Annotated in this window: 21 protein-coding genes; 12 read left to right on the plus strand and 9 right to left on the minus strand. The window is 51.6% G+C overall.

Features of this window, described 5'->3' with window-relative positions; all coding sequences use genetic code 11:
• Nucleotides 1-66: 66 nt before the first annotated feature.
• The 5 genes from ACFOUO_RS14130 to ACFOUO_RS14150 are packed head-to-tail and all read right to left on the minus strand — an operon-like array spanning nt 67 to nt 4,248.
• The gene (locus tag ACFOUO_RS14130) at nt 67-1,269 is read right to left on the minus strand and encodes a glycosyltransferase family 2 protein (RefSeq protein ID WP_380705792.1); all 1,203 of its coding nucleotides are present in this window, start codon (nt 1,267-1,269) and stop codon (nt 67-69) included.
• Entirely contained in the window at nt 1,262-1,393 is a 132-nt protein-coding gene (locus ACFOUO_RS14135) for a hypothetical protein (protein ID WP_380705793.1), read from the minus strand. Before ACFOUO_RS14135 ends, ACFOUO_RS14130 begins: the two co-directional genes overlap by 8 nt.
• Before the next feature lie 22 nt (nt 1,394-1,415).
• Nucleotides 1,416-2,405: a polysaccharide biosynthesis protein gene (locus tag ACFOUO_RS14140; RefSeq protein ID WP_380705794.1), complete on the minus strand. Its 990-nt coding sequence runs from the start codon at nt 2,403-2,405 to the stop codon at nt 1,416-1,418.
• Complete coding sequence (gene wecB, locus ACFOUO_RS14145) at nt 2,398-3,489, minus strand: non-hydrolyzing UDP-N-acetylglucosamine 2-epimerase (RefSeq protein ID WP_380705795.1); 1,092 nt, start codon at nt 3,487-3,489, stop codon at nt 2,398-2,400. The genes ACFOUO_RS14140 and wecB overlap by 8 nt, the downstream gene beginning before the upstream one ends.
• 45 nt (nt 3,490-3,534) lie before the next feature.
• Entirely contained in the window at nt 3,535-4,248 is a 714-nt protein-coding gene (locus ACFOUO_RS14150) for a sugar phosphate nucleotidyltransferase (protein WP_380705796.1), read from the minus strand.
• A 206-nt stretch (nt 4,249-4,454) separates the two neighbouring features.
• On the opposite strand from ACFOUO_RS14150, the gene ACFOUO_RS14155 reads away from it, so the two are divergent.
• From ACFOUO_RS14155 to ACFOUO_RS14165, 3 genes are all read left to right on the plus strand, one after another.
• Complete coding sequence (locus tag ACFOUO_RS14155; protein WP_380705797.1) at nt 4,455-5,480, plus strand: glycosyltransferase family 4 protein; 1,026 nt, start codon at nt 4,455-4,457, stop codon at nt 5,478-5,480.
• Nucleotides 5,481-5,573: 93 nt separating this feature from the next.
• The gene (locus ACFOUO_RS14160; RefSeq protein WP_380705798.1) at nt 5,574-5,942 is read left to right on the plus strand and encodes a hypothetical protein; all 369 of its coding nucleotides are present in this window, start codon (nt 5,574-5,576) and stop codon (nt 5,940-5,942) included.
• An 18-nt stretch (nt 5,943-5,960) separates the two neighbouring features.
• Complete coding sequence (locus ACFOUO_RS14165; RefSeq protein WP_380705799.1) at nt 5,961-6,158, plus strand: hypothetical protein; 198 nt, start codon at nt 5,961-5,963, stop codon at nt 6,156-6,158.
• On the opposite strand, the gene ACFOUO_RS14170 is transcribed toward ACFOUO_RS14165, so the two are convergent.
• From ACFOUO_RS14170 to ACFOUO_RS14180, 3 genes are all read right to left on the minus strand, one after another.
• The gene (locus tag ACFOUO_RS14170) at nt 6,139-7,488 is read right to left on the minus strand and encodes a glycosyltransferase family 2 protein (RefSeq protein WP_380706258.1); all 1,350 of its coding nucleotides are present in this window, start codon (nt 7,486-7,488) and stop codon (nt 6,139-6,141) included. The two genes, ACFOUO_RS14165 and ACFOUO_RS14170, sit on opposite strands and share 20 nt — an antisense overlap.
• Before the next feature lie 177 nt (nt 7,489-7,665).
• Nucleotides 7,666-8,880 carry a UDP-N-acetylmuramoyl-tripeptide--D-alanyl-D-alanine ligase gene (locus ACFOUO_RS14175; RefSeq protein WP_380705800.1) on the minus strand — a complete coding sequence of 405 codons (1,215 nt, stop codon included), beginning with the start codon at nt 8,878-8,880 and terminating at the stop codon, nt 7,666-7,668.
• 347 nt (nt 8,881-9,227) lie between these two features.
• Complete coding sequence (locus ACFOUO_RS14180) at nt 9,228-9,902, minus strand: TerC family protein (RefSeq protein ID WP_380705801.1); 675 nt, start codon at nt 9,900-9,902, stop codon at nt 9,228-9,230.
• Nucleotides 9,903-10,266: 364 nt separating this feature from the next.
• Between ACFOUO_RS14180 and ACFOUO_RS14185 the strand changes: the two genes are divergently transcribed.
• From ACFOUO_RS14185 to ACFOUO_RS14215, 7 genes are all read left to right on the plus strand, one after another.
• Complete coding sequence (locus ACFOUO_RS14185; protein WP_380705802.1) at nt 10,267-11,007, plus strand: sugar phosphate nucleotidyltransferase; 741 nt, start codon at nt 10,267-10,269, stop codon at nt 11,005-11,007.
• Nucleotides 11,004-11,996, plus strand: a complete 993-nt coding sequence (rfbB, locus tag ACFOUO_RS14190) for a dTDP-glucose 4,6-dehydratase (protein ID WP_380705803.1) — start codon at nt 11,004-11,006, stop codon at nt 11,994-11,996. Before ACFOUO_RS14185 ends, rfbB begins: the two co-directional genes overlap by 4 nt.
• Nucleotides 11,993-12,850 carry a dTDP-4-dehydrorhamnose reductase gene (gene rfbD, locus ACFOUO_RS14195; RefSeq protein WP_380705804.1) on the plus strand — a complete coding sequence of 286 codons (858 nt, stop codon included), beginning with the start codon at nt 11,993-11,995 and terminating at the stop codon, nt 12,848-12,850. The genes rfbB and rfbD overlap by 4 nt, the downstream gene beginning before the upstream one ends.
• Nucleotides 12,843-13,298, plus strand: a complete 456-nt coding sequence (locus ACFOUO_RS14200) for a dTDP-4-dehydrorhamnose 3,5-epimerase family protein (RefSeq protein ID WP_380705805.1) — start codon at nt 12,843-12,845, stop codon at nt 13,296-13,298. The genes rfbD and ACFOUO_RS14200 overlap by 8 nt, the downstream gene beginning before the upstream one ends.
• Nucleotides 13,299-13,315: 17 nt before the next feature.
• Nucleotides 13,316-14,203: a glycosyltransferase gene (locus ACFOUO_RS14205; protein WP_380705806.1), complete on the plus strand. Its 888-nt coding sequence runs from the start codon at nt 13,316-13,318 to the stop codon at nt 14,201-14,203.
• Nucleotides 14,200-14,961: a glycosyltransferase family 2 protein gene (locus tag ACFOUO_RS14210; protein ID WP_380705807.1), complete on the plus strand. Its 762-nt coding sequence runs from the start codon at nt 14,200-14,202 to the stop codon at nt 14,959-14,961. The genes ACFOUO_RS14205 and ACFOUO_RS14210 overlap by 4 nt, the downstream gene beginning before the upstream one ends.
• Before the next feature lie 286 nt (nt 14,962-15,247).
• Entirely contained in the window at nt 15,248-15,865 is a 618-nt protein-coding gene (locus ACFOUO_RS14215; RefSeq protein ID WP_380705808.1) for a LysE family translocator, read from the plus strand.
• Between the two features lie 116 nt (nt 15,866-15,981).
• Here ACFOUO_RS14215 and ACFOUO_RS14220 read toward each other — a convergent pair whose 3' ends face one another.
• Nucleotides 15,982-17,352, minus strand: a complete 1,371-nt coding sequence (locus ACFOUO_RS14220; RefSeq protein ID WP_380705809.1) for a UDP-N-acetylmuramoyl-tripeptide--D-alanyl-D-alanine ligase — start codon at nt 17,350-17,352, stop codon at nt 15,982-15,984.
• A 158-nt stretch (nt 17,353-17,510) separates the two neighbouring features.
• Between ACFOUO_RS14220 and ACFOUO_RS14225 the strand changes: the two genes are divergently transcribed.
• Together ACFOUO_RS14225 and cysC are read left to right on the plus strand one after the other, a co-directional pair.
• Nucleotides 17,511-18,494 (plus strand): CgeB family protein, encoded by a 984-nt coding sequence (locus ACFOUO_RS14225; RefSeq protein ID WP_380705810.1) that lies wholly within the window; start codon nt 17,511-17,513, stop codon nt 18,492-18,494.
• An 82-nt stretch (nt 18,495-18,576) separates the two neighbouring features.
• Complete coding sequence (gene cysC / locus ACFOUO_RS14230) at nt 18,577-19,125, plus strand: adenylyl-sulfate kinase (RefSeq protein WP_380705811.1); 549 nt, start codon at nt 18,577-18,579, stop codon at nt 19,123-19,125.
• The last annotated feature ends 25 nt before the right edge of the window (nt 19,126-19,150 follow it).

Genomic DNA, 19,150 nt, shown 5'->3' on the forward strand with positions numbered 1-19,150 from the left:
GTCGGATGGGTCGATAGGGACTGGGCGGGAAACCGTTGGGCAAGGGGCCTCTCGTTCGACTTTTATTCAGTTTTGTTTCAATACCTTCAACAGGCTTTTTATCCGGTAAAGCTCACCGGGGACCGGTTCCATTTCCGCGGAAGTTTTGAGGAGAATCGTTTTCTCCACCTCGGAGTAACGGACGGAAAGGAACTCCTCGCCGATATACCACCGTGCATACAGGACCAGTTTCAGGAGGTAATCCCATACAACCAGCGGGGGCCAAGCGGTACGGGGACCGTAGATCATGACATACGGAGTACCGATATTTGGGAGAAGCCTCCTTACCGCACTTTCCACGGTGGCACCCGGCATCGTCAGGATGGCGGCGCGGGGGTCTTCGATATATTTCAGCACGGGTGCCCACGTGGTTCGGGAAGATATGTCGATGACCAGGAGTTTGTAATTGCCGTAGTACTGTTCCAACAACGTTTCCATCAGGTCCACCTTGTTGGGGATTCTATCGTGTACCGGGAAGATAACCGTGGTTTCAAAGGGGATATTGCGTCGTTGTCTGGCTTGGTGCCTCGCCAATTGGAAGGCGTACCGCCACCGCCGGTGCTGCTGTATGGAATTCCGCAGCCGGGCCGAGACGCTATGGGCGGAATTTACCCGGTAATCCATCAATTCTTCGGGGATATAGTCGATCTCGCAAAGTTCCATTAGGCGTAGCCAATACTCGTAGTCCTCCACGGGTTCCATATGGTAGCCTTCGATTTTTTCGGCGTAGCATTTTTTATACATAAAAGAAGTCCCGACAAAGCAGACATCGAGGAGCTCTTCTTTGGGTTTTTCTTGATACCAGCGAAGGTTTGGGGTATGGATGCAATCCCCTTTCTCGTTGACATTGCGGAAGCTGCTGTAGACAAACCCCAATCGGGACGGTCCTTCATGGAGCTTTGCACGCAGGGTTTCTAAAAAAGGGGGGTAATAGACATTGTCACTGGACACCCAAGTCAGGTATCGGATGCGGGGCTGAGTCATTAAATACCCGAACCCCGTGTTCAAGGCTTTGGAGACGCCTTGGTTCTGTTGATGGAAAAGAAGCTTTACCCGCGGATCACCGGAGGTTTCTTCCCTGACCGTTCGCACGGTCTTGTCGTCGGCCCCGTCGATGACGATCACGAAGGTGAAATCGCTGTAGGTTTGCCGGAGAACGGAACGGAGGGAGGTCCGGAGATAGGATGGTTCCTGGTTGTAAACGGGCATCACAACACCCACATCACGCATCAGAGCCTTTCCTTTCTGAGCGTGATCCCATCCATTTCTTCAGTGCCTCCAGCATGGACGGGTAAGGGGAACCGGGATGGGCGAAATTGGCCCCCCGGCGGCCGCCGGATATCAGCATTGTCAAGATTAACCCTCCTTAAGCGTGATTACGGCAGCATTCTACCCCGCCGAAGCAGCGCTTCAATCTCCTCGTGGGACATCGGGTCAGAAACGGAGGAATAGGTTTGGAAATCCGCCTTTTCGAAGGAGGCGTAGCGTTGGGTGAGAACAGAGGACGGGTGAGACGGCAGGATGACATAATATTGGTCACTGTATCGATAGGTGCGGGGAGCTTCATTGGCAGAGACAAGGACTTCATGCAACTTTTCGCCTAAACGGATACCGACTTCTTTAATGGAAACGGGTTTATCTGCTAGGCAACGGATCAATACCTCTGCTAAGTGAACAATACGGCAGGTGTTCATTTTCATGACGAAGGTTTCCCCTCCGATAGCGTCGATGGCCGCTTTGATCAGCAAACCGATCGCTTCGGGAATCGTTAGGAAAAACCGGGTCATATCCATCGATGTCAGGGTGATTTCTCGGCCTTCCGCGATTTGTTTTTTGAAGTAGGGGACCACGCTGCCATTGGTGCCGAGGACATTTCCTCCCCGGATACAAACGAACCGGGTGGCGGAGGATAGATCATTGGCCCGAATCATCAATTTTTCGCCGAAAGCCTTGGTCATGCCGTAAAAATTGATGGGATCGACAGCTTTATCGGTGGAGACATCGATTACCTTTTTTACCTCGTGTCGGATACTGGCTTGGATGATGTTTTCGGTTCCTAGGACGTTGGTTTTTAGGGCTTCGTCAGGCTGCGTTTCGCAGATGGGGACATGTTTTAATGCGGCTAGATGGAAGACGTAATCCATTCCACGACAGGCTTGGTCGACAGCATCTCGATCCCTGACATCTCCGATGATGAAGTTCAGTAGGGGTGAATGGCCGAAATTGCGTTCCATGGTGACCTGGGCAAATTCGTTGCGGGAAAAAATCCGAATCTCCTTCGGACGGTGTTGCAACAGGTTTCGTGTCAACTCTTGCCCCCAAGAGCCCGTTCCCCCCGTGATTAAAATCCGCTTATTTTCAAACATGGTTCAATCCTCCTAATAGCATATTGACCACTTTGGTTGATACATGGGGGTCCAGATAGCCTTCGGGACAATTCCAGGAGTGACGGGAGTGGATCATCAATTCCACACAATGGGCGATCCGTTCCGAATCCAGGCCGGAAATCGTATTGCTCCCACAAGCGACTGTCTCAGGTCTTTCCGTGCTCTTTCGAATGGTGACAGCCGGAACACCGAAGATACAGCTTTCTTCCTGAACGGTCCCGCTGTCTGTGACCACGGCCCGGGCGTTTTTCTGCAATTTCACAAAGTCAAAAAAGCCGAAGGGAGAATGAAAAATGAGGTTGGGGTGGCAGGGATCGATGTTGTTTTGTTTGAGCCGGGATCGCGTGCGGGGATGAACGCTACAGATGACCGGTAGTCCGGTTCGTTCAGCGACGAGACGGAGCCCGTTAACGATCGTTTTCAGGTGTAGGGTATGATCCACATTTTCAGCTCGGTGTGTGGTCACCAGCACGTATTTTTCTTTTTCCAGCCCGATCTTTTGTAAGATGTCGCTCTTGTCAATGGATTCTTGAAAATGATTCAACACTTCATAAATCGGATTACCCGACACCCAGATTCGCTGGGAGGGAACCCCTTCACGCAATAAGTTTTGTCGGCTCCATTCGGTATAGGGCAGATTGAAGGAAGAAATGCTATCGATAATTTTGCGATTGATTTCTTCCGGAACATTCGCGTCGAAACAGCGGTTTCCCGCCTCCATGTGGTAGACGGGAAACCCCATCCGTTCGGCCAAGATGGTACAAAGGGCGCTGTTCGTATCCCCGAGGAGGAGGACGCGGTCCGGTTTCTCCCTGAGCAGGATTTCTTCCACCTCGGCGAACATTTTTCCGATTTGTTTTCCGAAGGAATGTGCCCCGTGGTGAATGTGATAGTCCGGCAGACGAATCCCCATCTGTTTGAAGAAAATATCACTGAGGGCCTGATCGTCGTTTTGTCCGGTATGAACCAGGATATGCCGGGAAGCGTACTGATCCAGCTTTGGAATGATCAAACTGAGTCGAATGATCTCGGGACGCGTACCGAGGATCGTCAGGATTTTCACTTGCTGCCCTCCTTCCAAAGAATGGATCCGGTTGGAGGAACCGGATCAGGTATCTTCACCAGGCAAAAGCTGGTTAGCCATGTGAAGATAGGTTTCGTTCGCTTGTTCGAAGTCTTTCGGCCGCCCGATATCGACCCAGAATGCATCATTCTGATAATGACGTACCTTTTTGCCGTCCTTTAATAAGGATCGGATTAAGTCCGGTACATCGAAAGCCTGCTGGCCGGGGATATAGCTCATCACCCCAGGATTCATCATATAAATTCCCATGTTGACGAGAGCAGGGTGGTGGGGCTTTTCAAGGAAGGCAGTCACCCGATCTTTGTCGGTCTCTAAGACACCCAAATCGATCGGGATGTTTTTGTTCTGAGAGGCCACGGTTAACAAACTGTCGCCCTGGCAATGAAAATCCCGCAGTTCTTTCAAATTTAGGCTGGTTAATACGTCACAGTTCATCACCAGGAACGGTTGTTTCAGATGTGACAATTCTTTCAAAGGGCCGACTGTTCCAAGGGGTTTCTTTTCCACCCGGTACTGAATAGAGACATTCCACTGACTTCCATCACCGAAGTAGGTCTGAATCAGGGGGGCTAAATAGCCGCATAGCATGGTGATATGACGGAACCCATAATGCTCCAGTTGCTTAACGATGATTTCTAGAATCGGCTGTCCACTGATGGGAAGGAGTCCTTTGGGCAGTACCTTGGTGTACGGCGCCATCCGGGTACCCAAGCCGCCGGTTACAATCACGGCATCCATCGCCGATACACCTCCTTTGCCTGAGGGACAGGGGTGCCCCCGGCGTTTGTTAAGCAATGTATGCATTCGGATAAGGACGTGTATGGACCATTCATCTAGATCTATCAAAATATGTAGGTGCACAAATTTCTTTTTCCAGGCGAATGACAGAATCGTTAAAAAAGCGGATTTGTATAATAAAGGAGAAATTTGGGGAGGGGAAACTTATGAAAGTTGTCATTCCGGTGGCATCTTTGGAGAGAGGCGGGGGATGCCGTTTCCTGGTTGAGATTGCCAACGCTCTGGTAACCAGGGGTCATGAAACAGAGGTCATTCTTCCGGACTGGGCTCCGGTGGTTTATCGGGTTCACGCAAAAATTACACGGGTGCCCGAGTTAAAAAAAGAAAACATCCCCTATGGGGACGTCATTCTTCCTAATTTCTATATCACATATCAGGCAGCCTATGAGGCTTGGCCGGAACAGTGTGTCCGCCTGTGTCAAGGGTTTGAACCCTCCTGGCTCAGCGGCGTGGAGCGGGAATATGCTCTTTGGACTTACTCGCATGGGGTCCCTGTCATCAGCATCTCCCATTGGCTGGATGAGCAGATCTTTCGCCATGTCGGGCAACGGACGACGGTTGTCAATCCGGGAATTGACCCGCAAATCTTTCATCCAGCTTCACATAATATGAAAGAGTCGCCATCCCGCCCCAAAGTGATTCTTTATATTGCTCGTGATCCGAATGTCGGTTATGCACTAAAGGGGTACGACGATTTTGTAAAGAGTATGCATTTGTTCAAGCAGATGTACAACGGGGATTTCATCATTCACATGGTCTGCACGGAGAGGGTGTTGCCGCTTCCGGACCTTCCCCACCGGACCTTCCAACCCTCTGATGACCAGGAAATGGCCGACTTGTATCGATCAGCGGATGTATTTGTCTCCACTTCCTGGGTGGAAGGGTTCGGGTTGCCTCCCTTGGAAGCGATGGCTTGCGGAACGCCTGTCGTTACCACTAATTCCGGGGGTGTGATGGACTTTTGCAGTCATTTGGAAAGTGCCTATGTGGTTCCTCCAAAAGATCCTCAAGCCATTGCTGTAGGCATCCGTTCGGTTCTGACAAACCCGAGCCTAGCCGGGAGGTTAGTCCAAGGTGGTTTTCGGTCTGCCAAAAGATTAACGCTGCTGGCTTATCAGCAAAACATCGTGGCCGCCTTGAAGATGATCCACAGTGAGCGCCAGTCCCCATAGCATGAAAAGAGGCGAATCCTTTGGTGGTTATACCTACACCATTGTTTTTCACTCAACATACCTCTAAGCAAAGAAAGGAGAGGTGGTGCGAAAATGTCTGATCCCCAGGTGAACAATATAACGGTCCAGTCCCACGGAAGCTTTTTCGAAAGGATTCTAAGATGGGTCCGCATTTTGATCGCACGAAACAACCAGCGGTTATATCGGGTGATCCGAAACAATCACCGACGGTTGTTCAGGGTCATCATGCAAAGAGTTCAGCTCCTGTTGACGAAAGAGGATCGTCAGTTGGCCGCTCAATTGCAGGAGTTTGTCGGGCAGAATGTGGAAATCACTACGGCATTCGGTACCGTACAAGGGGAACTAGTCAGTGTCGGAGAAGATTTTGCTGAAATCCGAGAGCCTTCGGGAAATATCGTGTTAATTCCGTTTGAAAATTTCGTCTTCATCAACCCTGTCTGATCAAAAGGAGGTGGATGTATGACACTCTCTCAACGGTTACGAGCGTTTATCGGCTCACAGGTACAAGTCATGACTGCCGCCGGCATGGTGACGGGAAAGTTGGTCGCTGTGACCGCGACTACTATTGATGTTGAAACCAGTGCCCCTCCCGGATATCCTCCGACGGTAGTAACTATTAACATCAATATGATCGGGTTTATTCGGATTCTAGTTTAGGTTTTTTGATCCGGTAGCGTTTGAGGAGCCAGTCTCTCCATGAGAAGTAGTGTTCCGCATTTCGTTTGGTGATACTGTCGGGGTGGAGGCGGACATGATAATGAAAGCCGGGGATATAGCGGATTCGATGGGTTTCCAGCAATTTCGCCACCAGCCGGATATCTTCGTATAACCTCCCACTGTGAATCGGGTCTACCGGCCACCCACCGATTTGCAGGAGAGTTTCCCGTCGGTAGATCCTTGGGCCGACAGGAGTCAAGTCATTCAAATAGTGGGACAACGAATGGATGGAGTGCCCTTCTCGTTGATGGCGAAGGTCTAGCTTCCCGGATGGATTCTGATGCCAGTAGGCTCGATCCCCGTAGAGGAGAGCCACGTCTTCCGGTAAACCTTTGAAGGATCGAACGGCCCATTCCAGAGCTCTCGGCCCGAGCCAATCATCGGCGTCCAGTTCAAATAACCAGTCTCCCCGTGCTACTCGCAGGCCCTCATTCAGTGCATGCACTTTTCCTCGATTGTGCGGGAGGGAGATCAACTGGATCCTCGGGTCGCTGAACTTACGGATTTCTTTTTTTGTTTCATCCGTCGAGCCATCGTCGACAATGATGATTTCGAAATCGGCACAGGTTTGGTAAAGAACCGTCGTCAGTGTCCAGGGAATCGTTTCTGCTCCGTTGTAAACGGCAATTAACACCGAGACAGCAGGCCTTCCGGCCAGCAATGGGCGGGAGGTGTCCGCCCGGTGGATTGCCTCCAAAAAACGATTTAGCCATGCTTGCTTTTGTTGGTGCCAGAGGGTTGTTTTCTTGACAGGAAGGTCGATGTCCAGAATGACCCGCCCTTTTTCCGGAGCCGGGAATCTGGACCATACATAGTCTTCTGCTGCTTCGGGAAAAGGCCATTGTTTTTTCACCGGCCACCCGCCTCGATCGATAAGACGGTCGCGGTTCCAACCATAGAAGCAGAGATGCCCCCTCCGGTCTTCAACACGGATTCCGTTGATGGCCGGGTTCTCTCGTATAAACTGGTCAAACTTTTTGAGGGAAGTGGAGAGGGGGACAGACCCATATCGGGTCGTCCAAAAAGAACCGATCCATGGTTGTGTCAATTTGTGGGTGGCTTGGTTCATAGCGCTCCCCCAGTCATTGTCGGAAACGGTAATCCACTGAATTCCCTCGATCCATCCCTGGTATTTTTGCGGAAAGTGGCTGTCCGGTTGTTCGCTTAAAAGAAAGTGTCCGGGAATGATCCCTGATTTCGTCATGGTCGCCCTATGCGAGAATAAGACTTGCTGAAGTTGGCTCATCGATCCTTCATGGCACAGAATCATTCCGAACAACATACTTCCCCCCAAAAACAAGAGCATTATCCCACGGAGTCATTGTATGAGTCAGGAGATTATCTGTTGCGGATATACTATAAACTAGTTTGCCATATAGACTATATTCAAAGAAAAGCACAGGATTATTTAGGAATCCTGTTTCTCCCCCTCGGGAGTTCTCAAGGGTTATGTTAACCGTTGGACAATACGCTCAAAATGTAACTTTCGCGAGGCTTTGAAATAGAGAATCGCATTTTCCGGTGCCTGGGAAAGGAAACGAATCAGGGCTCTACGGTTGGTGAAGTGGGTGACTTGTCGGGAATCCAACCCATTGGCGATGGCTGCAGAGGCGATCGCTTTAGCTTGGGAGCCAAAGGTGATTAACCCATCAAGATTAAGGGAAGCCGCCTGTTTACCGATCTGGGTATGGGCAAAACGGCTGTATTGGCCCAACTCATGCATATCCCCGAGAACTGCGATTGCGGGCTGGTTACCGGCTATCTTTTTTAATACGCTAAGACCCTCCTGCATCGCTGAGGGGCTGGCATTCCAGGCGTCATTGATCAAGGTGCGTCGCTGTCTACCTTGAATGACCTGAAAGCGCATATGGAGGGGACGCATCCGGGCAAGGCCCCGTTGGATGGCGGGAAATGGTACGCCCAAGGAGCGGACGACACCGATTGCCGCCAAGGCATTGGATACATTGTGCTCCCCAAAGAGCGGGATCCGGAAAGGAAGTCTCCGGCCTTCCACCCGAGCGTAAAAACGCATCCCTTCTTTCGTATATTGCAGTTCCTCTCCCTGGATATCGGCCGGTTGGTCGATTCCAAACTTACAGATCGTACCCTGAAAATGGCGTGTGGACAATTGCTGGGACCGGGAGCAGTCGGCGTTCAGAAAAAGGATACCACCTGGGCGGACTCCGTCGATCATCTCCTGTTTGGCCCGGACAACTTGATCCAAGCCGCCTAAACTGCCGACATGGGCTTCTCCCACGTTGGTCACAACACCCACATGGGGACGAACAACTTGACATTGCCGGGCAATGTTATGAAGGGAGCTCATGCCCATTTCCAATAGGAGGATATCGTCTGCCGGGGATAGGCGCAAAAGGTAAGTGGGCAAATAAAAGAAGGTGTTGAGATTCCCGTGCGTTCGGACGACCCGGTGGGTCTGCTTCAGGATCGCATCGACCATTGTGGTGGTCGTACTCTTGCCTGTACTCCCGGTAATGCCGATGACGGGTACCTTCATCTGTTTCCAGTTCCACAGGGCTAGACGCCAAACGGCTGAGGAAGCACGCGGGACCCGGATGACGGCTACTCTGGTAGGAAGGGGAGGAAGCGGAAGCTCGTTTGGTAGAATGATCGCCGCAGGTGGATTATTTTTCAACGCTTCCATCTGTTTGTTCCAAGAAACCAAACGATTGACCAAGAATAGTTGGTTGTGGCAAATCGATTGCCAATATCCCGGATTGACCGACTGTAATACGCGTTCGGGTTCCCCCCGAACCAGGGTTCCGCCGGTGATACGGGCCATTTCGCTAAGGGTGACGGACTTCGTGGAAACCGCCTCCTCTGTAGGTGTTCATCATCTCCGAATTCGTACCCCGCCTTCAGGCACTTATTCATTTCACCGTATTCCGTAACGGAATCCCACGGGACAGGAGAAACGCCCATTTTCCTCCTGAAAACGGGCAGAAGGAAACGAAAAAAGAACGCCTCCGGCTAGCGAAGGCGTTCTTTTTCTTATGTGTGGCGCGCTGCCTGTTTTCTTTTCGTATAACGTCCAGCAAGGATGACGCCGACGGTGATGACCAGGATGACGGCCCATTTGAGGATGGGCTCTTCATGGAAGAACGCCTTGACGAAGTTATCCTCGGTGACCATTTTAGCAGCCGTATAGGCGAGGACCCCGGAACCGATATAGACGATGACAGGAAAGCGTTCGATCCACTTTAGGATAAGCGTACTCCCCCAGACGACGATCGGAACGCTGATCAAAAGCCCCAAGATGACAAGAACATAGTTGTTGTGGGCGGCCCCGGCAATGGCTAGGACGTTGTCCAAACCCATCACCGCATCGGCGATAATGATCGTTTGAATCGCTCCCCACATGCTTGCGGCTGCTTGAACCTCATGGTCTTTTTCTTCAATCAGTAGCTTGTAAGCGATCCAGATTAACAGCAGTCCGCCAGCCAGCAGGAGTCCGGGAATTTTGAGCAGCCAGACGACGGCCAGGGTGGCGATGACCCGAATGATCACCGCTCCCGCGGTTCCCCAGATGATGACTGACTTTTGCTTATCCTTAGGCAGGTTACGAGCGGCCAGCCCAATGACGATTGCGTTGTCTCCAGCAAGGACCAAATCGATGATAATAATAGAGATAAGGGCTTGCAGGAACTCAATCGAGAAAAAATCCATGTTCGTTACCTCACTTTGTCCAGTAGTTTGTCCTTGAAACAATAAAAAGACCTTCACCAAATAACGGTAAAGGTCTTGCTAACAACACAATGGTTGCCAACAAAGCCGGGGAATGATCCCGTAATGACGACTTTGTTGTAGCAGCTACTCCCCTTTAAAGGAAGAAAAGAGCTATTCAATTCAGCTATAGTCTCATCTTATTCGACTGTAAGCCCCCCGTCAAGGCTTTAGGGAAAATAAATCGGGTGTTATAAATCATATATAGGCCAGAACGCTATTTGGGCGCTCACTTCCGTGCCAATGAAAAGGGCCGTACATAGGATGGTATCAACTGTCCGACAATCGGCGGGAAGGAGAGGATGGGATGAAAGGGATCATCCTGGCCGGAGGAACAGGATCCCGCCTGTATCCTCTGACAAAAGTGACGAACAAACATTTGCTTCCTGTAGGGAAATACCCCATGATCTATCACGCGATTTTCCGAATGACGGAATGTGGAATCCGCGACATTCTGGTGGTGACCGGCATGGATCATATGGGGGACATCGTGCGGCTTTTAGGCAGCGGATCCCATTTTTCCGCCCGGTTCACATACAAGGTGCAGGATCAACCCGGCGGGATCGCCCAGGCTCTTGCTCTTGCGGCTGATTACGCGGGTTCTGAGCGGGTTCTGGTCATCCTGGGAGACAACGTATTTGAGGACAATCTTCGCCCCTATGTGGATTCCTTCCGCCATCAACTGGAGGGGGCCAAATTGCTCCTTAAAGAGGTCGAAAACCCGGAGCGTTTCGGTGTGGCCGAAGTGGATGGAGATCGAATTCTCAGCATCGAAGAGAAGCCTTCCCAGCCAAAGAGCACGTATTGTGTAACAGGGATCTACCTGTTTGACCCGCAGGTCTTTTCATTTATTCGGGAACTGAAACCTTCCGAGCGAGGAGAATTGGAGATTACCGACGTCAATAACCTATATATTCGCCGGAGCCTTCTCACCTTCGATATCCTGAAAGGTTGGTGGTCAGATGCCGGAACACCAGACTCTCTTCTCCGTGCCAACCGCCTGGCCTCTCGGCTGAAGTTTTCCTTTGGATCGGGGGAGGGGGCATGAGTCGAACGATCTTGGTAACAGGGGGAGCCGGTTTTATCGGTAGCCACTATATCCGCTACCTGCTTACCCATCATAGGGACATCCAGGTGATAAATGCAGATGCTCTCCGTTATTCGGCGAACCTGCGAAACCTGGATGATGTGGCAGGGGACTCTCGTTATCGCTTCAAACAGGTCGATCTCTCCCGGCAAGAAGAAGTGGAGAGACTCTTTGCCCACCGGATCAACGAAGTGGTTCACTTTGCCGCCGAAAGCCATGTTGACCGAAGTATCCAAGGAGCGGAACCCTTTATCCAGTCCAACCTGATCGGCACCTACCGGCTATTGGAAACCATTCGGCAATCCTCAACGGTGAAACGGATGATTCATATCTCCACGGACGAGGTCTATGGGAGCATCTGTCAGGGGAGGACGGCGGAGGGAGCCTCTCTTAAACCCGGTAACCCTTACTCCGCAAGTAAGGCCAGCTCTGATCTCCTTTGTCTCGCCTATGCCAATACGTATGGCCTCCCGGTAGTTATCACCCGCTGTACCAACAACTACGGGCCCAACCAACATCCAGAGAAATTCATTCCGAAGATGATCTTCCATGCCCTCCGGGATCGCCCTCTCCCTCTCTATGGAGACGGACAGCAGGAGCGAGATTGGTTGTATGTGACGGATCATTGCGCTGCTGTCGATCGGGTAAGGGAGCATGGAAGGGTGGGAGAGGTGTATCATATCGGGGCGGAACAAACGATCCCGAACCGGGAGATCGCCGGTCGGATTCTGGATCTGCTGGGGAAACCGACAACCCTGATCCAAACCGCCCCGGATCGACCGGGTCACGACTTCCGTTATTCCCTTCAGACGGAAAAGTTACGGAGAGAATTGGGATGGATGCCCGTTGTTTCTCTTGAACAGGGATTATCGAAAACCATCCGTTGGTATCAGGCGCAGACCGACTGGCAACAAGGGTTCGGCCAGCCGCCAGGGGGGACTTCGTTGTGAAAGTGCTGATCACCGGAGCAAACGGCCAGTTAGGACGGGATATGCTCCGGGTGCTGGCCCGTAACCACCGGGTCACGGGCTTTTCAAGGGAAGAATGGGACATCTGTGACCATCTGCGAACCCATTGGATCCTCCGAAAGGAACGCCCCGATGCGGTGATCCATTGCGCGGCATATACCGATGTGGACGGCAGTGAGGATCATCCACGCAAGGCATATCTCACCAACACGAAAGGGACGAAGGTGTTGGCCGATGGCTGTGGGGCTGAAGGGGTCCGACTGGTCTACATCAGTACGGATTATGTGTTCGACGGCCACCGGGAAGAAGGTTATACCGAACGGAGTATCCCTTTTCCGATCAATGTCTATGGAAAGACAAAACGGATGGGAGAGCGTTGGGTGGAGCGTCTTTGTCCCGACCACCTGATCCTGCGGACAGCCTGGGTATATGGTCACGGTGGACATAATTTTCCCCGTGCCATCTTAGAACGAGCCCGGAGAAATGAGCCTCTCCGGGTTGTTCATGATCAAAGAGGGTCTCCTACCTATACGGTTCATCTGGCGGAGAAGACTGCCGAACTCCTGGTTAGCCCTCTGCGGGGGATCCTCCACACAGCAGGTGGGGGAGACTGCTCGTGGTATGAATTTGCCGATGCGATCCTGGCAAGAGCCGATTGGTCCCGCAACCGATTAACCCGGATTTCCAGTTGCGAGCTTGATCGGAAAGCCCCGAGACCTGCCGTCTCCATTCTTCGGACGGAGCGGTTACCGGCTGCCGGAATTGAACCGCTTCCCCACTGGAAACAGGGATTAGATGCTTTTTTCGATGAAAGGAGGCAAAACACCCATGATTGAGGGTGTCACTTTCAAAAAATTGGTGAAGCATTGTGATGATCGGGGAACGTTCATGGAAGTGCTTCGTGATGATGAAGCGTTATTAGAGCGCTTTGGCCAGCTGTCTGCTTCTCTCACCTACCCGGGGGTGATCAAAGCGTTCCATTACCACGATTACCAGGATGATCTCTGGTATTTTCCCGTTGGAAATGCCCAAGTGGTCCTCCACGATTTGCGGAGCGACTCCCCGAGCCAGGGGAAGACCGGGGTTTACTATATGGGAGAAGAAAACCCTTCCCTCCTCCTGATTCCCAAAGGAGTGGCTCACGGTTACCGAGTGTTGGGGCAACGACCCGCCATGATTGTCTATGTGACGACCCGTTCTTATAACCCCGATCACCCGGATGAAAAACGGATCCCCTATGACGACCCTTCCATCGGGTTTAATTGGGAAACCCGCCATCGATAGAGAAGGGGCTGGAACCTATGGCCGACCTTTGGGTGTTGCCGGATAAGGAAGATCCGCTGTTGTATCCTCCGTTTCCATTGGAAAACCACCCCCAATCGGTGACTACCGTCACCGATGCTATAGAGAAGGTTGCAGAACACTTGGCACAAAGGGATGATCTTTGTCTCCACTGGGTGGGAGAGCCGAATACCTTTCCATTAGGGAGTGAGGAGCTACGCGGCCGAGTCCATCTATATCTGGATCGTCACCCGTGTAACCCGGGTCGAGCAGCCCGATTGGCAGAACGGATCCATGTCCCTTCCTACTACCTGAAGGAAAAGTTGGAACGGGTTGACATCTTTCACCCGGGCCAGATTGCTTTACTGGAACCCCTTCCAGCTGATCGGCCTCACCGATGGCAACCAGCCGGAGCCACCATGCGCAGAGATCTCAGGGAAAAGAAGAACTGGCGAGGGAGAAAGGTCATCCTGGCCATCAAAGAATCTCTCACCCCATTGGAAACATTCCGCCTGCGCAGGATCATGAACCGGCTCAAAAAAGGAGCGTTTCCGGAACTCCTTTTTTCCTTGGAACCCATGCGATCGGTCTTTGAATGGTTGCCGGGAATAGAAGCCGTATTTGTCGGGGGAGCGACAGACCAGTGTTTTTCTCCTTTTCTTCTGGAAGCGATGGCTGCAGGGATTCCTCTTCTGGCCATCGATGCCGGGGACCGGCGAGAATGGGTGCTCCATGGTCACACCGGGCTCCTTCTAAGTAAGAAGGAAACCGGCCCTCAATGGGTGCAGTCCATTTCCCTGTTTCTGCGCAATGGGGCTCTTCGGCGCAGCCTGGGATTGAACGGGCGCTTTATCTTCCAGTGGCACCGTTCCCGATGGAAAACTTCAGAAGGGAAGGGAGGTACATGAAACCGACGGTCAGCGTGATTATTCCGGTACGAAACCAGTTGGCCTTTACCCGTCAATGTCTCGCTGCTATTCGAACTTATACGCCGCTCCCCCATGAAGTGATTTTCGTAGATAATGACTCGACAGACGGCACAACGAGTTTCCTTCGGAAACGGGTAAAGCAAGAGGTCGGCTCGACTTGGATTCGCAACCCGGTGAACCGAGGGTTTGCAGCAGCGGTCAATCAAGGGATGAAGAAGGCGCAGGGGGAATATTTCCTGCTTCTCAACAATGACACGTTGGTTTCCAGCCGTTGGATGGAGCTCCTGCTGGCTGTCCTCCGCTCTGACGTATCCATCGGGATGACGGGCCCAGTTTCCAATAAAGCGATCCCGGAACAAAAAGTTTCCGTCCGCCTGTCCCGAATCCCGTCCATTCACCGCTATTCGCAGTTCCATAATCGCCACAATCCTGGGCTGTGGCGGGAAACCCGGCGTCTATCCGGTTTTTGTCTCGCTATTCCCCGGCGAATCTGGGAGGAGGTCGGGGAGTGGGATGAACGATTCGGGCTGGGAACTTATGAAGATGATGACTACAGTTATCGGGTTCGGAAAGCGGGCTACCGGTTAATTGTCGCGGGGGATACCTATGTCCACCATTTTGGAAGCCGCAGCTTTCGGAGACGAGGTCGGGCTGAGTTCTTGAAGATCCTCGCACAAAACCGCCACTATTTCCTTCGAAAATGGGACCTTCCTGAGCCTCCCGGAGGCTTGTTATAAAAGCGATTCCGATAACGGCGGGGTTGCGGGATTATCTCGCGAAAAACTTCGCCGTTAATGTTTTTTCGATGATAACAAGGAAGAATTGGAGCAGTTCCACGATAGGGAGTTCGTTTCATGGGAGGCAGTCAATCGTGACCTTCCAATCAGAGGGCGATGTGAAGCGGGTATACGGATATCTTCGGGTACATTACATATCGAATCGTGTTTAAGGCGGATCACTCCGAACAGAGCGTCTTTATGGTAATATTGGGGGTAATTAAGTATAAAGGGGAGAAAGGCTAAGATGGATCATTATTATTTATTTATAATAACAACCTTACTGATTACCATTACTCCTGGTGCTGATACAGTATTAGTCACTAAAAATACACTCGTTCAGGGGAAAGGAGTCGGTCTTAAAACTGTTGGGGGTGTTTGTGGAGGTGTTGCAATTCATATAGTAATTACAGTTCTTGGTTTATCTGCTATTATTGCTAACTCTATTTTTGTTTTTAAAATCATTAAATATGCTGGAGCTGCATTCCTTATTTTGATGGGGATATTTACACTTTTCTCAAAAAAGTCCAATGGAACACAGGATACCACCACTTCGAAGAAAATACCTAAAGGTTCTTATTTCTTGCAAGGAATGTTTTCCAATGTATTCAACCCTAAAGCCGTTATTTTCTTTATGTCATTTTTGCCGCAATTTATCATACCCGATGAACATAATTTATTGCAGATGATGATCATAGGATTAACGCCGGTTTTGATAACCTTTATATGGTTATTTTTCTACGTTAATTTGATTAATTACATTCGAGCATGGTTCAATAAGTCATCGTTTCTTTCCGTGTTTCAACGATTAACAGGATTTATATTGATAACTCTAGGAATGAAATTGGCTTTTGAAAAGAGATGATTTCAAGTGATGAGTTCTTGTTGAGTAGGGTTTACTTTTTATAGGAACTGCTTTGGCCCTGGTGACAAGAAAGGCAAAAAGAAAAGCGCGGGTGTCCGCGCTTTTCTTTTTGCCATTTAGCGTAGCCGTTTCACCACCCGTTCCAACTCTACCTTGCGGGAAGCTTTGAAATAGAGCGTCGACCCTGCAGGGACGTTTTTGTAGATAAAAGCTGCAATTTTCGCCGGGTGGTTGGCGAAGGAACGGGTTTGGTTAGCGGGATAGCCTGCGGTGACCGCCGCCTTCGCAATCTGGGCGGCTTGGGGACCGACGGTGATGAGAAGGGAAGGACGGAGGTTGGCAGCCACACGTCCCACATCCCGGTGTCCTTTTTGGGTGAATTTCCCCAATTCGTGCATGTCACCCAGAACGGCCACACTATGGCCCTTTCCGGCCACCCTCCGGAGAACACCCAGACCAGCCTCCATGGAAGTAGGATTGGCGTTGTAGGCATCGTTGATCAGCAGCCACTGTCGCCGTCCCCTCAGTCGTTGGAGCCTCATCTTGGGAACGGGAAATGTTCGAAGCGCCTGTTGAATGGCAGGGACAGACACGCCCAGTTGTCTCCCTATGGTGATGGCTGCTAGTGCATTGTAGACATTGTGGTGGCCCCAGGTAGGGATTTGGTAGAGTGCGCCCCCGACACGGAAGGTCATGCCAGCTTTCGTATACTGGATGTGGCTGCCGCGAACGGTTGCAGGGTGTTTGATTCCAAAGGTGAGAATGCGACCGCGAAAACGGCGAGTGTTCAATTTTCGGGTACCGGGGTCATCGACGTTGAGGATCAAGGTTCCTCCAGGTTGTACGCCGTCTACCATCTCCTGTTTGGCTCGAACGACATTGGCCAAAGAACTCCCCAGGCTTCCGACGTGAGCTTCCCCCACATTGGTGACGACACCGATCGAGGGTTTGGCATAGAGACATTGTTTGCGGATATTGCCCAGGCTCGCCATTCCCATTTCCAGCACAGCTACCTGGTGCCTGGGAGTCAGCCGGAGCAAGTGGTAGTGCAAGAGGGAGGCGAGGTTGTTATTTGCATAGGACTTTAAGGTGCGGTAGCGTTGTGCTGCTATGACGGCTGTCATTTCTTTCGTGGTCGTTTTCCCCGCGCTGCCGGTGATCCCGATGAAAATGGCTTTGGATTTGGCACGCTGCCAGCGAACTAGTGTCCACATCGCCTGGTTGGTATCAGGAACGGTGATTACAGCATGGGAAGAGGGAATACGGTGCTGCCACCCTTGGGGGACGATGACTCCTGCGCTTTTCTTCTCGTAAAGGCCTTTTAGCTGACGTTGGACGTTCTGCTTCGGATGAAGGATCAGGACGACCCCGTCCCGGAGATAACGGGTTCCGCCGTATACAGTGTGACGGACCGGCGTCCGAGGGTTGCCCCGGATGAGCCGTCCACCTAACAGTGAGGCCATCTGGCCCAGTTGTATTGGAAACAACTTCTTCACCTCTCGTGAAGCCTTATCAGGATAACATATGCTTGTCAAAGCTTGGGAGTGTCGGGGCAATCGATGGATTTAAAAGGCTTTGGCGCATGGTTTTTCCTAAGGTCCGTATATATAGATACATGTTTACAATCCTTGGGGAGGTACCGTCTATGAGAGCCGTTTTCGTCCCGAGTTCGGTGAGAAAACCTTTCGGATCTATCGACCGGTGGATCAAGCAAGCGATAGAGCAGGCAGGAACGGCTACCCGCGTCGTTGTCCCGGGTGAACGATTTCCCCAGCGGTTGGAGGAATCCGTTCGTCTCTTTCACCCCGACTTTCTTTTGACCACCCTTGGTTGTCGTCTCGATACCGATGCTTTACATGCGATGGCAGCCTTAGACATTCCCAGTGCCATCTGGTATACCGACGATCCCTATGCGGTTGACCAATCCCTAACCACCTGCCGCTTTTTTAACTATGTATTTACTGTGGAGAGCGCTTGTGTTCCCGTATACCGGAAGGCGGGTTGCAATCAGGTTTTCCATCTCCCCCTGGCCGCTCCCGACCCTTTCTTTTTCCGTAAAAAGCCAGAGGATGCCTATCGGAGCGACGTGTTGATCCTGGGATCCGCTTTCCGAAATCGTCTGGAGGAAGTAGACCGGCTGGCATCCATTTTGGCTTCCTGCCGAACGAAGATCGTGGGGCAGGGGTGGGAGCGACTCCGATCTTACAAAAAATTATCTGGTACGTTCCGTTCGGAGTGGGTGTCCCCCCAGGAGGCAGCCCACTACTATAGGGGCGCCCAGGTGGTTCTCAATATCCACCGGTCGCCAGACGATCCTTACCTCGATCAGAACCGAGACGGTGTACAGGCGGAGACTCCCAATAACCGGACATTTGAAATCGCCGCCTGCCGTTCCTTTCAACTGGCCAGTTACCGTGAGGGTCTTTCATCCCTCTACCCTGGGGGGGAAGTCGTCTCCTACCGTACCGAGAGAGAGTTGAGAAAGTTGCTGGCTGCTTCACTATTGAGTCCTGCAAAGCGTTATCAAAAGGCAATCCTCGCTTATCGGAGAACATGCAAGCAACACCGCTACCTCCATCGGATTCAAAGGATCCTCGACTGTATGGCGTCTGATTTGCCGTCGGTCTGACCCAATCCGCCACCCTGTGGGCAAAGGATGTTTCCGAACGTTCCTGGTGGACATACCGTAAAAAAGATCGGAGGTGAAAAGGATGAACAAGCAAGGTATTACGTTGTGGCTGACCGGCCTTTCAGGAGCGGGAAAAACGACGATTGCGCTTCAGTTGGAACAAAAACTGAAGAAGTTGGGTCTTCCGGTGGAAAACCTGGACGGGGATCAGGTACGCACCCACCTTACGCGAGGGCTGGGTTTTTCTAGAAAGGACCGTTTCACGAACATTGAGCGGGTAGCTTACGTGGCTGAGCTCCTCACTCGCCACGGGGTGATTGTACTAGCCTCTTTAATCTCTCCGTATAGGGAGATGCGGGACTATTGCCGGCAGTTGATTCCTTCCTTCGCCGAAATCTATGTTAAGTGTCCGGTGGAAGAGTGTATCCGGCGAGATGTCAAAGGTCTCTACGCCAAGGCCCTCAAGGGAGAAATCCCCCGTTTCACAGGGATCACCGACCCCTATGAAGAGCCTTTGAACCCTGAACTCACCTTGAACACAGCGGAGGAAAGCCCGGAGGAGAGTGCGGAGCGGGTGATTGACTTCTTGCGGAAGCGAGGGCTTCTACCAGGGAGCACAGGAACAGGGTAGACCGGATTAACCTAAATAGGAGCGG

Source organism: Salinithrix halophila, assembly GCF_042650125.1.
Lineage (GTDB): Bacteria > Bacillota > Bacilli > Thermoactinomycetales > DSM-45169 > Salinithrix > Salinithrix halophila.

What these genes read in the sequence shown, in the direction of transcription:
- ACFOUO_RS14185 (WP_380705802.1), top strand. Translation starts at nt 10,267, where the DNA reads ATGAAAGGGATCATCCTGGCCGGAGGAACAGGATCCCGCCTGTATCCT.
- ACFOUO_RS14225 (WP_380705810.1), top strand. Translation starts at nt 17,511, where the DNA reads ATGAGAGCCGTTTTCGTCCCGAGTTCGGTGAGAAAACCTTTCGGATCT.
- ACFOUO_RS14160 (WP_380705798.1), top strand. Translation starts at nt 5,574, where the DNA reads ATGTCTGATCCCCAGGTGAACAATATAACGGTCCAGTCCCACGGAAGC.
- ACFOUO_RS14150 (WP_380705796.1), bottom strand. Translation starts at nt 4,248, where the DNA reads ATGGATGCCGTGATTGTAACCGGCGGCTTGGGTACCCGGATGGCGCCG.
- cysC (WP_380705811.1), top strand. Translation starts at nt 18,577, where the DNA reads ATGAACAAGCAAGGTATTACGTTGTGGCTGACCGGCCTTTCAGGAGCG.
- ACFOUO_RS14215 (WP_380705808.1), top strand. Translation starts at nt 15,248, where the DNA reads ATGGATCATTATTATTTATTTATAATAACAACCTTACTGATTACCATT.
- ACFOUO_RS14165 (WP_380705799.1), top strand. Translation starts at nt 5,961, where the DNA reads ATGACACTCTCTCAACGGTTACGAGCGTTTATCGGCTCACAGGTACAA.
- ACFOUO_RS14180 (WP_380705801.1), bottom strand. Translation starts at nt 9,902, where the DNA reads ATGGATTTTTTCTCGATTGAGTTCCTGCAAGCCCTTATCTCTATTATT.
- rfbB (WP_380705803.1), top strand. Translation starts at nt 11,004, where the DNA reads ATGAGTCGAACGATCTTGGTAACAGGGGGAGCCGGTTTTATCGGTAGC.
- ACFOUO_RS14170 (WP_380706258.1), bottom strand. Translation starts at nt 7,488, where the DNA reads ATGATTCTGTGCCATGAAGGATCGATGAGCCAACTTCAGCAAGTCTTA.
- ACFOUO_RS14155 (WP_380705797.1), top strand. Translation starts at nt 4,455, where the DNA reads ATGAAAGTTGTCATTCCGGTGGCATCTTTGGAGAGAGGCGGGGGATGC.
- ACFOUO_RS14205 (WP_380705806.1), top strand. Translation starts at nt 13,316, where the DNA reads ATGGCCGACCTTTGGGTGTTGCCGGATAAGGAAGATCCGCTGTTGTAT.
- ACFOUO_RS14210 (WP_380705807.1), top strand. Translation starts at nt 14,200, where the DNA reads ATGAAACCGACGGTCAGCGTGATTATTCCGGTACGAAACCAGTTGGCC.
- ACFOUO_RS14175 (WP_380705800.1), bottom strand. Translation starts at nt 8,880, where the DNA reads ATGGAAGCGTTGAAAAATAATCCACCTGCGGCGATCATTCTACCAAAC.
- ACFOUO_RS14200 (WP_380705805.1), top strand. Translation starts at nt 12,843, where the DNA reads ATGATTGAGGGTGTCACTTTCAAAAAATTGGTGAAGCATTGTGATGAT.
- ACFOUO_RS14130 (WP_380705792.1), bottom strand. Translation starts at nt 1,269, where the DNA reads ATGCGTGATGTGGGTGTTGTGATGCCCGTTTACAACCAGGAACCATCC.
- ACFOUO_RS14140 (WP_380705794.1), bottom strand. Translation starts at nt 2,405, where the DNA reads ATGTTTGAAAATAAGCGGATTTTAATCACGGGGGGAACGGGCTCTTGG.